Raw genomic sequence first — 13825 nt, 5'->3', positions numbered from 1 at the left:
ATGGAGTCGGTCACCGGGCCGCCGGCGAAGATGGCCGCCAGACGCGAGGAGCTGACGCCGATGCTGTCGCAGTACTTCTCGCTCACCGAGGAGTACGACGACGCGCTCGTGCTCTTCCAGGTCGGTGACTTCTACGAGCTGTTCTGCGAGGCCGCCGAGGCGGCCGCCCGCGTCTGCGAGATAACGCTCACCCAGCGCGAGGACTCGACGGGCACCTACCCGATGGCGGGCGTCCCCATCGACAACGTCGCCCCCTACGTCGAGACGCTGCTGGGTGCCGGCTACCGCGTCGCCATCGCCGACCAGGTCGAGGACCCGGCGGAGGCGTCGGGACTGGTCGACCGGGCGGTGACGCGCGTCGTCACGCCGGGGACCGTTGTCGAGGACGAACTGCTCGCCGCCGGCGGGAACACCTACCTCGCCGCGCTGGCGCCCGCGCCGGACGGGGAGGAGGTCGGCGTCGCGTTCGTCGACGTCTCGACCGGCGAGTTCCGCGTCACGAGCGCCCGTCCGACGGTGGTCCAGGACGAACTGAACCGCTTCGCGCCGGCGGAGGTCATCGCGGCGCCCGACCTCGACCACGCCTTCGACGTCGAGGGGATGCGCACGCCCGTCCCGGACGAGCGCTTCGAGCCGTCGACCGCCCGCGAGCGGGTCTCGGCGTACGTCGCCACGCCGGAGTCGGTGCTCTCGGGGACGGCCGAACTGCGCGCCGCCGGCGCCCTCCTCGGGTACGCCGAGTACACCCAGGGCGTCGACGCCGGCGGACTGGCGTACATCACGCGGCTCACGCGCTACGACCCCCGCGAGGGGATGCGCCTCGACGCCACCGCGCTCCGGTCGCTGGAGGTGTTCGAGAACCGCGAGGGGGGCGACGCCCACACCCTGCTCGGCGTCGTCGACGAGACGTCGTGCGCGCTCGGGCGGCGCGAACTCACCCACTGGCTGCGCCGCCCGCTGCTCGACCGCGAGCGCATCGAGGCGCGCCACGACGCCGTCGAGGAGCTGACGCGCCTGTCGCTCGTCCGCGAGGAGGCTCGAGACCTGCTGCGCGACGTCTACGACGTCGAGCGCCTCGTCACGCGCGTCTCGCGCGGCCGGGCGAACGCCCGCGACCTCCGCTCGCTGAAGGCGACGCTCGACGTGGTCCCCGAACTGAAGGCGGCGCTCGCGGACGTAGAGTGCGACGCCCTCCGGGAGCGCCGGGACGCGCTCGACGACCTGGCGGACGTCCGCGGTCTCGTCGGGCGGGCCATCCACCCCGAACCGCCCATCGAGGTGACGGAGGGGGGCGTCATCCGCGAGGGGTTCGACGACGACCTCGACGACCTGCGGGCGACCGAGCGCGACGGCCGGGAGTGGGTCGCCGACCTGGAGGCGAGCGAGCGCGAGCGCACGGGCATCGACTCGCTGAAGGTCGGCTACAACGAGGTCCACGGCTACTACATCGAGGTGACGAACCCGAACCTCGACGCGGTCCCCGACGACTACACCCGTCGCCAGACGCTGAAGAACTCGGAACGGTTCTACACGCCCGAGTTGAAGCGCCGCGAGGACGAGATACTCGGCGCCGCAGAGCGCGCCGACGCCCGCGAGTACCGCCTGTTCACGGAGGTGCGCGAGGAGGTGGCGGCGGCGGCCGAGCGCGTCCAGCGCGTCGCGGGCGTGCTCGCCGAGCTCGACGTGCTCGCGGCGCTGGCGCACGTCGCCGTCGAACGCGACTACCACCGCCCGGAGTTCGGGAGCGAGGGGGTCCACATCGAGGCCGGGCGTCACCCGGTCGTCGAGACGACCCAGGAGGCGTTCGTCCCGAACGACGCCGACCTGCGCGAGCGACCGTTCGCCGTCGTCACGGGGCCGAACATGAGCGGGAAGTCGACGTACATGCGGCAGGTGGCGCTCGTCGTCGTCCTCGCGCAGGTGGGGAGTTTCGTCCCCGCCCGGCGGGCGCGACTCCCCGTGACGGACGCCGTCTTCACCCGCGTCGGCGCGAGCGACGACATCGCGGGCGGGCACTCCACGTTCATGCGCGAGATGGCCGAACTCACCGACATCCTCCACAACGCTACCGAGGACTCGCTGGTCCTGCTCGACGAGGTGGGCCGGGGGACGAGTACCGCCGACGGCCGGGCCATCGCGTGGGCGGTGACGGAGTTCCTCGACGACGAGGTGGGCGCGACGACGCTGTTCGCCACCCACTACCACGAACTGACCCGCCTCGCCGGGGACCGCCCCGGCGTCCAGAACCTCCACTTCGCCGTCGAGCGCGACGGCGAGACGGTCACCTTCCTCCACAGCGTCGCCCAGGGGGCCGCGGAGGCCTCCTACGGCGTGGAGGTGGCCCGCCTCGCGGGCGTCCCCGGGACGGTCATCGAGCGCTCGCGCGCGCTGCTCGAAGACGGCCTGCCCGACGAGGGGAGGGAGACGGTGACGCTGGAGGCGTTCGCCGGCGGCGAGACGGTACAGAACGGACACGGGGCGGCGAACGGGACGAGCGTCGACGGAGGCGACGACCCTGTGGACGACTCCGGGGGGACCGACGACCCGGACGGGCGAATCGGTTCGAGTGCGTCGGACTCGCCGGCGGTCGACGGGGTCCCGACGACGGGCGAGGGGGAGGCGGCGAGCGAGGCCGCGGCCGCACTCGAGGAGATACGGGGGCTGTCCATCGCGGCCATGACGCCCCTGGAGGCGCTCACCTACCTGCACGACCTGCAGGGGAGGCTCGATGGCGACGATTGAGCGCCTCGACGAGACGACGGTGGCGCGCATCGCCGCCGGCGAGGTGGTGACCCGGCCGGCGAGCGTCGTCCGCGAACTCGTCGAGAACGCGCTCGACGCCGGCGCGACGAGCGTCGAAGTCGGTGTCGAGAACGCCGGGCTGGACCTGATTCGCGTCACCGACGACGGTCACGGGATGGGCCGCGACGACGCCGTCCTCGCCGTCGAGCGCCACACGACGAGCAAACTGTCCGGCGTCGAGGGCGTCGAGCGCGTGTCGACGCTCGGCTTCCGCGGCGAGGCGCTCCCGAGCATCGCGGAGGTGGCGGACCTGGTAGTCACGACGAGAGCCGAGGGGGAGGGCGCGAGCGGGACGCGCGTCACCGTCGAGGGCGGCGAGACGGGCGTCGAGGCGGCCGGTCACGCCGTCGGGACGACCGTCGAGGTGCGCGACCTGTTCGCGCGCGTGCCGGCGCGCCGCGAGTCGCTCGGGACGCCGAAGCGGGAGTTCGCGCGCGTGAGCGACGCGCTCTCGCGGTACGCGCTCGCCCACCCGGACGTGCGCTTCCGACTCACCCACGACGGCCGGACCGTGCTCTCGGCGCCGGGGACGGGCGCGGACGTCGACGCCCTCCTCGCCGTCTACGACCGGGCGGTCGCCGGACAGAGCGCGTCGCTGGCCGCGAACGACGAGGGCGACGGTGGGGACGGGGACGTCCGGGTCGCCGGCGTCGCCTGCTACCCCTCGGTGACGCGCGCCTCGAAGGAGCACGTCTACGTGGCCGTCAACGGCCGGCCCGTCCGGGACGGCGACCTCCGGGCGGCCGTAGTCGCGGGCTACGGGGAGCTCCTCCCCGGCGACCGCTGGCCGGTCGCGGCGGTGCGTGTCTCGCTCGCGCCCGACGCGGTCGACCAGAACGTCCACCCAGCGAAACGGGAGGTCAGGCTCCGGGACCCGGAGGGAGTCGCCGACGTGGTGGAGCGGGCGGTCCGGGAGGCGCTCTCGACGGCGGACCTCGCGCGCGCCGCAGACGTGGCCTTCGACACGGAGACGGCGCTCGCGCCGGCGGAGTCGCGCTTCGAGGACCTGAGCGTCATCGGTCAGTTCCGCGGGCTCTACCTGCTCTGCGAGGCGGAGGGCGACCTCCTCGTGGTCGACCAGCACGCGGCCCACGAGCGGGTGAACTACGAGCGCCTGCGCGCCGCCGTCGACGGGGCGGTGCCGAGCGCGCCGCTCGACCCGCCCGCGACCCTCTCGCTGTCGACGCGGGAGGTGGCCCTCCTCGACGCCCACCGCGAGGTGCTGGAGGCGGCCGGCTTCCGCGTCGAACCCTTCGGCGGCGACAGCTACCGGGTGACGGGCGTGCCCGCACCGCTCGGGCGGGTGGCCGACCCCCGCGCGCTGAAGGACACCCTCGACACGCTCCTGACGGGTGAGCGGCCGGACGACCCGCGCGACGCGCTGCTGGCCGACCTGGCGTGTCACCCCTCGCTGAAGGCGGGCGACGCGCTCTCGCGGGCGGAGGCGGCCGAGTTGCTCGACCGCCTCGGCGAGTGCACCCAGCCCTACGCCTGCCCGCACGGCCGCCCGACGGTGCTGCGCATCGACGAGGCGACACTGGCGAAGGGGTTCGAGCGCAGCGCGACCCGGCTGGGGTAGTCGCGCTCGCACTCGCGCAACGTCCATACTACCTCCAACCCTCTCCACCCGCATGCGTGTCCACTTCTCCGGGCGGGCGTTCGACTACCAGACGCTCCGGGCGCTGGCCTACACCACCTTCGGCGGCGCAGAGCCCGGCGAGGTGCTCGCGACCGTCGAGCGCATCGACGACGGCGACACGGAAGCCTGGTACGACGAGTGGCGCCGAACCGCGGCGCGGGTCGAGCGGACGGCCGAGGAGGCCCGTGAGGCGGGGCACGACCGGACGGCCCGCTTCGCCTTCCTGCGCGCGCACACCTACTACCGGACCGCCGAGTTCTTCCTCCCGACCGACGACCCGCGGCGTCGACCGACCTACGAGCGGAGTCGGGCGACGTTCCGGTCGGGAACTGCCCTCCTCGACGTACCCCCGGAACGCGTGGCGATACCCTACGAGGGGACGACGCTGCCGGGATACGTCTTCGCCTCGGGTGGGACGGGACCGCGCCCGACGGTCGTCTGTCTCGGCGGGTTCGACTCGCTCTGCGAGGAACTCTACTTCCTCTGTGGCGTGCCCGAGGCGCTCGCACGGGGCTACGACGTGGTGCTCTTCGAGGGGCCGGGACAGGGCGCACCGCTCCGCGAGGAGGGGCTGACCGCCCGGCCCGACTGGGAGCACGTCGTCGGGCCGGTGCTCGACGCCCTCGAAGGACGCGAGCACGTGGACGAGTCGCGGATGGCGCTGGTCGGCGTCAGTTTCGGGGGGTACTACGCGCCGCGGGCGGCGGCGTTCGACGACCGAATCGCGGCGTGCGTCGCGTTCGACCACATGCACGACCTCTGGCGGGCGTCGGCGGTCGAGACGCCGCGACTGGCGCGGGCGTTGCTGTACGCCCCCGACCGCCTCGTGAACGCGCTGGCCGCCGTCGGCGGTCGGTTCAGCGTCGAGGCGCGCTGGCTGCTCTCGAACTCGCGGTGGGTGTTCGGCGTCGACTCGGCGGCGGAGCTCCAGCGCACCCTCCGGGAGTACTCCCTGACCCCCGTCACGCACCGCATCGACTGCCCGACGCTGGTGCTCGCGGGCGAGGACGACCACTTCGTCCCGCTGGAACTGGCCGAGGAGTTCGTCGAGGACCTGACCGCCCCCGCGACGCTCCGCGTGTTCACCGCGGAAGAGGGCGCAGGCGAGCACTGTCAGGTGGGGAACCTGCGGCTGGCGACGGGTGTCGTCTACGACTGGCTGGACGAGACGCTCTCGACGTGACGGCAGCAATCTATTAGTAGTCGCAGACGAGTTACTCGCTTAGTGAGTAACCAATGAGCATCATCGTCACCGGCGGTGACGGCTACGTCGGGTGGCCGACCGCACTCCGAATCGCGTCCCGCACCGACGAGCGCGTCGTCGCCGTCGACAACTTCGGTCGCCGCGAGTGGGTCGCCTCCGTGGGCGCGACGAGCGCCACGCCCATCGCGAGCATGGACGAGCGCCTCGCCGGCGCCCGCGAGGTCCACGACGTCCACAACCTCTCGTTCGTCGAGGGGGACCTCACCGACCGTGGGTTCGTCGACGAACTCCTCTCCGTCCACGAACCGCGCGTCGTCGTCCACGCCGCGGCCCAGCCGAGCGCGCCGTACTCCCAGATAAACGGCGAGCGGGCGAACTTCACCCAGCACAACAACATGCAGGCCACGCGCAACCTCGCGTTCGGCCTGCACGAGAACGGCCTCTCGGACACCCACCTCGTCGAGACGACGACGACGGGCGTCTACGGCGCGCCGACGTTCCCCATCCCCGAGGGTGGCGCGACGATGGAGAACGAGGGCGAGCGCGACGAGGTCCCCTTCCCGGCGATGGCGGGGTCGTGGTACCACCTCACCAAGAGCCACAACGCGGCGAACCTCCGCCTCGCGCACAGGCAGTTCGGCCTCCCCATCTCGGACGTGCGGACGGCCATCGTCTACGGGACGGAGACCGAGGAGACGCGCGCCGACGACCGCCTGAAGACGCGCTTCGACTTCGACTACTACTTCGGCGTCGTCGCCCACCGCTTCTGCGCGCAGGCCGTCGCGGGCTACCCGCTGACCGTCTACGGGAAGGGCGAGCAGCGAAAGCCGTTCGTCTCGCTCGAGGACACCGTCGAGGGACTCGCGCGGCTGGCACTGAACGACCACGCCGAGCGCCCGAGCGAGCACGTCGTCTACAACCAGGTGACGCGCCCCATCAGCATCGTCGGGATGGCCGAGACCATCGCGAGCGTGGGCGACGAGTTCGACCTCGACGTCGACGTCACGCACGTCGAGAACCCCCGCGACGAGGACGAGACCCACCAGATGGAGATCGAGAACGAGCGCTACATGGCCCTCATCGGCGAGCAGCGCCAGGACTTCGAGGGCGGCGTCCGCGACATCCTGGAGGCGCTGACGCGCTACGGCGACACCATCACGGCCCACGAGGACCGCTTCCTCCCCGACGTGCTGGAGGAGTAGTCGATGGACGTCCTCGTCACCGGTGGACTCGGTTACATCGGCAGCGTCCTCGTCCCCCTGCTGGACGGCGACGAGCGCGTCGACCGCGTGGTCGTCATGGACGACACCTCGACGGGGTCGCCGAGCGCGCTCCGCGGGGCGCTGACCGACGGCATCGACTTCCGCCAGGGCGACGTCCGCGAGTACGGCAACGTCGAGAGCGCGATGCGCGGCTGCGACGCCGTCGTCAACCTCGCGGCCATCACGGGCGCGTCGAGCACGCACGACCGCCGCGAGGAGACGTTCGCGACGAACCTCGAGGGGACGGAGAACGTCCTGACGGCGGCGGGGAAACTCGGCGTCGAGAACGTCGTCGTCGCCTCCTCGTGTAACCTCTACGGCCGGGCGACGAGCACCGACCTCGACGAGACGGTCGAACCGGACCCCATCAACCCGTACGCCGAGACGAAGTACGAGTGCGAGGGGTTGCTCCGCGAGGCCATCGACGAGTTCGGCTTCGACGGCGTCGCCCTGCGGATGGCGACGAACTACGGCGACGCACCCGGTGTCCGCTTCAACCTCGTCGTCAACACGTTCGTCTTCCGGGCGCTCACCGGCCGCCCGCTGACGGTGTACGGCGACGGGTCGAACTGGCGGCCGTTCATCCACGTCCGCGACGCGGCCCGGGCCTACGCCCACGCCGCGCTCGACCCCGGCGCGTGGGACCGCCTCGTCTACAACGTCGGGTCGAACGGCGGCAACTACCGCATCAGCGAGATAGCCGACCTCGTCGCGGACGAGGTCGCACCGGTGAACGTCACCTACCTGGAGGACGAACACCCCGGCCCCTCCTACCACGTCAACTTCGACCGCATCGCGGAGACCGGTTACGAGACGGCGTGGACGCTCCGCGAGGGCGTCCGCGACCTGGCGAACACATTCGAACCCAACTCATGACAGCCCACGACTCAGAGACCCACGAATCGGACGCTCCCCACGTCGCCGTCACCGGCGCGGCGGGCTACATCGGCAGTCGCGTCGTCCACGAACTCACCGAGCGCCACCCCGACTGGGCGGTGAGCGCCCTCGACAACTTCTACCTCGGCGACGTCCGCCGGGTGGGCGAGGTCCCCGTCGAGCACGTCGACATCCGCCACCGCGACGAACTGGAGGCCGCGCTCTCGGGCGCGGACGTCGTCCTCCACCTCGCGGCGCTCTCGGGCGTCGACGACTGCGACGACCACCCGGACCTCGCCTACGAGGTGAACGTCCTCGGCACGGAGAACGTCGCGTGGTACTGTCGGAAGACGGAGACCCCACTGGGCTTTCCCTTCTCGATGGCCGTCATCGGCGACCCCCAGGCGTTCCCCATCACCGTCGAGCACCCCCGCGACCCGCTCAACTGGTACGGGCGGACGAAGGTGCTCAACGAGCAGGCCATCGAGTGGTACGCGGACGGCGCGTTCCCGGCCCACCAGTTCATGGTCGCCAACCTCTACGGCGAACACGAGGTCGGCGGCCGGACCGTCTCGAAGGGGACGGTCATCAACTTCTTCGTGAACCGGGCGCTCGCGGACGAGACGCTCACCGTCTACGAACCCGGCACGCAGTCGCGCAACTTCGTCCACGTGAAGGACGTCGCACGGGCGTTCGCCGACAGCACGGAGTGTCTGCTCGACCGCGACGAGGCGGGCGCGACCGGCGTCGAGAAGTTCGAAATCGCCACCGACGAGGACCCCGGCGTCGTCGAGGTGGCCGACCTCGTCCAGCGCATCGCCCGGGAGGAGCGGGACGTCGACCCCGACGTGGAACTCGTCGAGAACCCCCGGAGCGGGGAGACGCTCGTCGACTCCTTCGCCGTCGACACCGAGGCGGCCCGCGAGGTGCTCGGCTGGTCGCCCGAGGAGAGCGTCGAGGCGAGCGTCCGCGACCTCCTGCGGGAGTAGCCCGGAGGCACGCCTCGACCGCCGACGCGTCCCCCGAATCGGTCGGCGGGTCGCGCCCGCGCTCGACCGAATCAGGGGAGGTAAGTACCGGGACCGGAGAGGGGTACGCAAGCACCACCGCGGCGGGGCACGCCGCGGCCGAGGTATCAAGGATGGGGGAGAGGAGCTACCGCGAGACGGTCGAACAGGCAGGACACGCAGTCGCCCGTCTCGACACGGAGGGGAGGATAGTCGACGTCAACCGCGCGTTCGAGACGCTGACGGGCTACGACGAGGGCGACGTCGCGGGCGAGTCCTACCGGACGTTGCTCCCCGCGACGCACGACGAACCGGTCGAACGCATCAAACGGGAGGTGCGCGCCGGCGAGACGTGGCGCGGGACGCTGACGATAGCGCGCGCCTCGGGGGAGCTCTCGACGCTCGACCAGACCGTCGCCCCGGTGACGGTCGACGGGTCCCTCGACCACCTCGCGGTCGTGGCGGCGCCCATCGACCACCCCGAGCGGGAGGTGCAGGTGAACGCGCTGGCGACGCGCCTCGGGCAACTCGAACGCCTCACGGCGGCCGTGCGTCCCATCGTCGGCACGCTCCTCAACGCGGCGACCCGCGAGGACATCCACCAGCCGCTGTGCGACCAGCTCGTCGAGGCGACGGAGTACGACGTCGCGTGGCTGGCCGACTACCGCCCCGAGAGCGAGGAGGTCGTCCTGCGTGCGGCGACGGGGGAGACGGGGATGGTGTCGCAGGCCGCCTCGACGGTCGAGGGGCCGGTCGCGCGGGCGCTTCGCTCGCGGACGGTCCAGGTCGTCGAGGACCCCGCGGACCGCCCCTCGATGCCGTTCGCGGGGACGACCGCCGGGCGCGACACGCGTCTCGACGTCCTCGTGCCGCTGTCGTACGGCGAGACGACCTACGGGGTCCTGGGGCTGTCCGCGGACCGCGAGCGGCCCGTCACGCCCGGCGAGCGAACCCTGCTCTCGGAGCTCGGTGGGACCGTCGGCTACGCCTACCACGCCATCGAGAACCGGCGACTGCTCCTCACCGACACGGTCGTCGAACTGGAGTTCCGGAGCACGGACCGGACGCTCCACGCCGTCGACACCTCGGCCGAGTTCGGTGCGCGCTTCGAACTGCGGAGTCTCGTCCCCGCGACCGACGGGGCGCTGCTGGCGTACGTCGAGGTGAGCGACGTCGACCCCGCCCGCATCGGCGAGCGGATGGGTGAGAGCCCCGACATCCGCGAGTTCAGCGTCATCCGTGCCGACGCCGACAGCGCGCTCGTCCAGTGTCAGCTCGTCGATGGCTTCCTCGCGCTCACCATCGCGGAGTACGGCGCGAACCTGACGTCGCTCGTCATCGAGGACGGCGTACTGAACGCCGTCTGCGAGGTGACCCCCCAGACGGACGTGCGGTCGTTCGTCGAACACGTCACGACGACCTACCCCGAGACGGAACTCGTCCGGAAGCAGGAACGACCGCGGCCCCACGGACCGGTTCGAGAGGACGGCGCCGGCGACGACGACGCGATGGCGGGTCTGACCGAACGCCAGCGGGAGGCCCTGGAGGCGGCCTACCGGGCGGGCTACTTCGAGTGGGCGAGAGAGAGCACCGCGGAGGAGGTCGCGGCGGCCATGAACATCTCGGCGCCGACCTTCCACAAACACCTCCGGAAGGGACTGAACGGGGTCATGGCGTCGCTGTTCGAGACGTACACGGACGGATGAGTCGGTTCTCGTGGGCTAGTCTGCCTAGCCCGTCTACCTATACCTGCTATCCCCCCACCTGTAGGTAGAATGAGTCGAGTTATCGGTTCTCCGACCGATTCGGGACCACACGGCCCGGTCCCGGTCGATTCGGTCTTTCGGCTACTGAGTGACCGGCACCGACGACGAGTGATGTCCTACCTCGACCGCGAGGAGACGAACACCGAACTCGCCGTGCTCGCCGACGAACTCGCAGACGCCGACGCGGACGCCGAGCGCGACCGAGTGGCCGTCCGTCTCCACCACGTCCACCTCCCGAAACTCGACGACGCGGGCGTCCTCACCTACGACGCCGCCACGCGGACCGTCGAACGCGAGGGCGCGGCCGACCGCCTCGACCCGTACCTGATGCTCGCGCGTGCCGACGAGCGCGGCGACGTCGTCCGGGGGGCCCACCCGTGAGTGCGGACACGACCCCGGACACCGTCGTCGGCGCCACCTCGACGCGCTACGTGGTCATGGCGCTCCTGCGCGAGCACCAGGTCGTCTCGCTCGCGGACCTCGCCGACGAGGTGGCCACCCGGCGCCACGACCGGCCGCTCGCGGACCTCTCCCCGACGACGGTGCTCGAGGTCTACGACGAACTGTACGAGGAGCACGTCCCGGCGCTCGAACGCGTCGGGAGCGTCAGCTACGACCAGGAACGTGACCTGGTGGCGCTCTCGGGGTACACGGTGGAGGAGACGGCGTTGGGGGAGGAGGCGCTGCGGTTCTACGAGTGTGAGAGCGGCGAGTAGCGACGGACGCTCCCGCAAGCCCTGACCCTTACCGCGACTGTTGCGTGACGGTCGTCTCGGTCGTGGCTCCCGCGCTCTCTTCGCCCCGCACGAGCGGTTCGTACCACTCCCTGTTCTCCCGGTACCACTCGATGAACGCCGCGAGGCCCTCGCGAATCGTGTACTCGGGTTCGTACTCCAGCAGGGCCGCCGCCGTCCCCGTGTCGGCGTGCGTGTGCGCCGCGTCGCCGGTCCGCGCCGCCTCGTACTCGATGTCGAGCGAGGGGGCGATGTGGTCGCGGACCTCCTCGGCGAGGACCTGGATGCTGATGTTGTCGGTGCTCCCGACGTTGATGGCGCGCCCGTCGGCGGCGTCGGTGTCGAGGAGCGCGAGGTTCGCCCCGACGATGTCGTCGATGAAGGTGAAGTCACGGGTCTGCTGGCCGTCGCCGTAGATCACCGGCGACTCGCCGTTCATGCACCGCGAGACGAAGTTCGAGATGGCCATGTTCGGACGCATCCGGGGGCCGTAGACGGTGAAGTAGCGGAGGCCGACGAACGGGAGACCGTACGATTCGGCGTACGCACAGCCGTAGCGTTCGGCGGCGAGTTTCGACGTACCGTAAGGGCTGACCGGCGTCGTCGGGTGCTGTTCGTCGTAGGGGAGGTACTGCGGCTTGCCGTAGACGGAGGAGGAACTCGCCATGACGACGCGCTCGACGTCGGCCTCGCGGGCGGCGTCGAGGAGGTTCAGCGTCCCGCCGACGTTGACCTCGTTGTACTCGCGGGGGCGGTCGACGCTCGGTCGCACGCCGGCGAGACCGGCCTGGTGGTAGACGAACGCCGCGTCGCCGACGAGGTCCGAGACGAGGTCCTCGTCGCGGATGTCCCCCCGGACGAACGAGTACGACCCCTCGCCCTCGGCGGCGACCCGACCGCGCTCGACCGTCCGCTCCTTGATGCCGACGTCGTAGAACGGGTCGAGGTTGTCGAGGGCCGTGACGTCGTGGCCGCGCAGAGCTAGTTGTTCAGCGAGGTGACCACCGATAAAACCAGCACCTCCCGTGACTAATATGTTCATAGACAGTTGACAGACCGAACGATGTAAAAGATTTCCGCCTCGTCGCTACGTCTCCGTCCGTTCCTCGTCGTCGCCCGTGACGACGTCGAAGAGCTGGCGAATGACGATGGCGGTGTCGAACCAGAGCGACTGACTCCTGATGTACTCCACGTCCGACTGCAGTTTCTCCTCGGGGTCGGAACTGGAGATACCCTCCGTCTGGGCGAGGCCCGTCAACCCCGGCTTGACGAACCAGCGCTTTCGCCAGTGGGGGGTCTCCTGTTCGAGCAGAACCTCCTCGTCGACCCACGCCGCGCGGGGGCCGACGACGCTCATGTCGCCGACGAGAATCGAGTAGAGTTGCGGTATCTCGTCGAGGTGCGTCCGGCGGAGGACGGCGCCGACGGGTGTGACGCTGTTCTCACGTTCGCCCGGCGTGGAGTCCTCGCTCCCCTCGTACATGCTACGGAACTTGTAGACGGTGAAGGTCCCGCCGAATTCGGCGGTACGCTCCTGCGTGTAGAACACCGGCCCCTCGCTGTCGAGACGCACCGCCAGCGCGATGAGCAGGATGACCGGTGAGAGCGCGAGCAGGCCGCCCGCGGCGAACGCGACGTCGAAGAGGCGTTTGAGCATCCGGTCCTGCCAGTCCCACGGTTCGAGGTCCACGTCGACCAGGTCACCGCCGCGCCCGGCGACGAGGACGCTGTCGGCGTGGTCGCTGTGGACTTTCGCGCCGACGCCCGACCGGTCGCACTGGTCGAGCGTCGCGAAGAACTGCTCGCGGTCCGGCCGCGAGAACGCCAGCAGCGCCGTGTCGATGTCGTACTCCGCGAACACCACGTCGAGGTCCGACACCCCGCCGAGACAGGGGAGGCGGACGAGCGGGTTCTCGCTCGCCGCCAGCGTCTGACCGCCATCGGCGCGAACCCCGCCGCGCGGGTCGTCGGTAGAGAACCGTGTGGGTGGAGAGACGTAGCCGACGACCGTCAGGTCGGTCGTCTCGACGAGTGCCGCCATCGCCTCGGGGTCGTCGCCGACGATGACCGCCCGTTCACCGTCGCCGCTCGGCCGCGGGCGCGCGCTGACGAACCAGGCCGGCAGCAGGACGGACAGCGTCGCGCCGACCAGGAGGAGGGTCGTCCGCGGCAGCCGATAGGTGTAGTCGAAGTAGCCGATGGCCGCGAGGGCGACGAAGGCGACGACGAGACGGCGCTCTGCCAGCGCGATGGTGTCGAGCACCCGCCGCCGTGTCGGTCGGAACAGGGGGAGATACGCCGTCACGACGACGAACACGCTCGTCGTCACCGCGAGGGTGAGTTCCTCGTATCCCCAGGTCTGCTGGGGGAGCGTGTCGAGGAGGGGGAGCGAAGTGAGGGTGTCCTGCGCGAAGGGGTGGTTCGCGGCGACGACGGCGAGCGCCGTCGCCCCGGCGACGACGGCGACGCTCATCTGTCGATACCACCGCGTCCGTTCCATTGAACGAACGGTATTGTGTTCGCTACATAATACTT

The 13825-nt window shown here is 70.9% G+C and carries 11 protein-coding genes; 9 read left to right on the top strand and 2 right to left on the bottom strand.

All coding sequences use genetic code 11. The features are described 5' to 3' along the window. The 9 genes from mutS (at nt 1) to P1Y20_RS14725 (ending at nt 11272) form a co-directional block, all read left to right on the top strand. Entirely contained in the window at nt 1–2742 is a 2742-nt protein-coding gene (mutS, locus tag P1Y20_RS14765; RefSeq protein WP_304449418.1) for a DNA mismatch repair protein MutS, read from the top strand. Next, nucleotides 2729–4381, top strand: a complete 1653-nt coding sequence (mutL, locus tag P1Y20_RS14760) for a DNA mismatch repair endonuclease MutL (RefSeq protein WP_304449417.1) — start codon at nt 2729–2731, stop codon at nt 4379–4381. The genes mutS and mutL overlap by 14 nt, the downstream gene beginning before the upstream one ends. Before the next feature lie 52 nt (nt 4382–4433). After that, on the top strand, nt 4434–5624 hold the full coding sequence (locus tag P1Y20_RS14755) for an alpha/beta hydrolase family protein (RefSeq protein WP_304449416.1): 1191 nt from the start codon (nt 4434–4436) through the stop codon (nt 5622–5624). A 53-nt stretch (nt 5625–5677) separates the two neighbouring features. After that, entirely contained in the window at nt 5678–6847 is a 1170-nt protein-coding gene (locus P1Y20_RS14750) for an NAD-dependent epimerase/dehydratase family protein (protein ID WP_304449415.1), read from the top strand. Between the two features lie 3 nt (nt 6848–6850). Continuing rightward, nucleotides 6851–7783, top strand: a complete 933-nt coding sequence (locus P1Y20_RS14745; RefSeq protein ID WP_304449414.1) for an NAD-dependent epimerase/dehydratase family protein — start codon at nt 6851–6853, stop codon at nt 7781–7783. After that, complete coding sequence (locus P1Y20_RS14740) at nt 7780–8772, top strand: NAD-dependent epimerase/dehydratase family protein (RefSeq protein WP_304449413.1); 993 nt, start codon at nt 7780–7782, stop codon at nt 8770–8772. Before P1Y20_RS14745 ends, P1Y20_RS14740 begins: the two co-directional genes overlap by 4 nt. Nucleotides 8773–8924: 152 nt before the next feature. Beyond that, complete coding sequence (locus P1Y20_RS14735; protein WP_304449412.1) at nt 8925–10496, top strand: bacterio-opsin activator domain-containing protein; 1572 nt, start codon at nt 8925–8927, stop codon at nt 10494–10496. Between the two features lie 69 nt (nt 10497–10565). Beyond that, nucleotides 10566–10937: a DUF7344 domain-containing protein gene (locus P1Y20_RS14730; protein WP_438359929.1), complete on the top strand. Its 372-nt coding sequence runs from the start codon at nt 10566–10568 to the stop codon at nt 10935–10937. After that, nucleotides 10934–11272, top strand: a complete 339-nt coding sequence (locus P1Y20_RS14725; protein WP_304449410.1) for a DUF7344 domain-containing protein — start codon at nt 10934–10936, stop codon at nt 11270–11272. The genes P1Y20_RS14730 and P1Y20_RS14725 overlap by 4 nt, the downstream gene beginning before the upstream one ends. Nucleotides 11273–11300: 28 nt before the next feature. On the opposite strand, the gene P1Y20_RS14720 is transcribed toward P1Y20_RS14725, so the two are convergent. Continuing rightward, nucleotides 11301–12332, bottom strand: a complete 1032-nt coding sequence (locus tag P1Y20_RS14720) for an NAD-dependent epimerase/dehydratase family protein (RefSeq protein WP_304449409.1) — start codon at nt 12330–12332, stop codon at nt 11301–11303. Between the two features lie 45 nt (nt 12333–12377). Next, nucleotides 12378–13790 (bottom strand): sugar transferase, encoded by a 1413-nt coding sequence (locus tag P1Y20_RS14715; RefSeq protein WP_304449408.1) that lies wholly within the window; start codon nt 13788–13790, stop codon nt 12378–12380. Nucleotides 13791–13825 lie beyond the last annotated feature (35 nt).

The sequence above is a fragment of the Halomarina ordinaria genome, assembly GCF_030553305.1.
Classification (GTDB): domain Archaea; phylum Halobacteriota; class Halobacteria; order Halobacteriales; family Haloarculaceae; genus Halomarina; species Halomarina ordinaria.
Note: the sequence above shows the minus strand (reverse complement) of the source record. Positions and strands in the feature narration are given on the sequence as shown.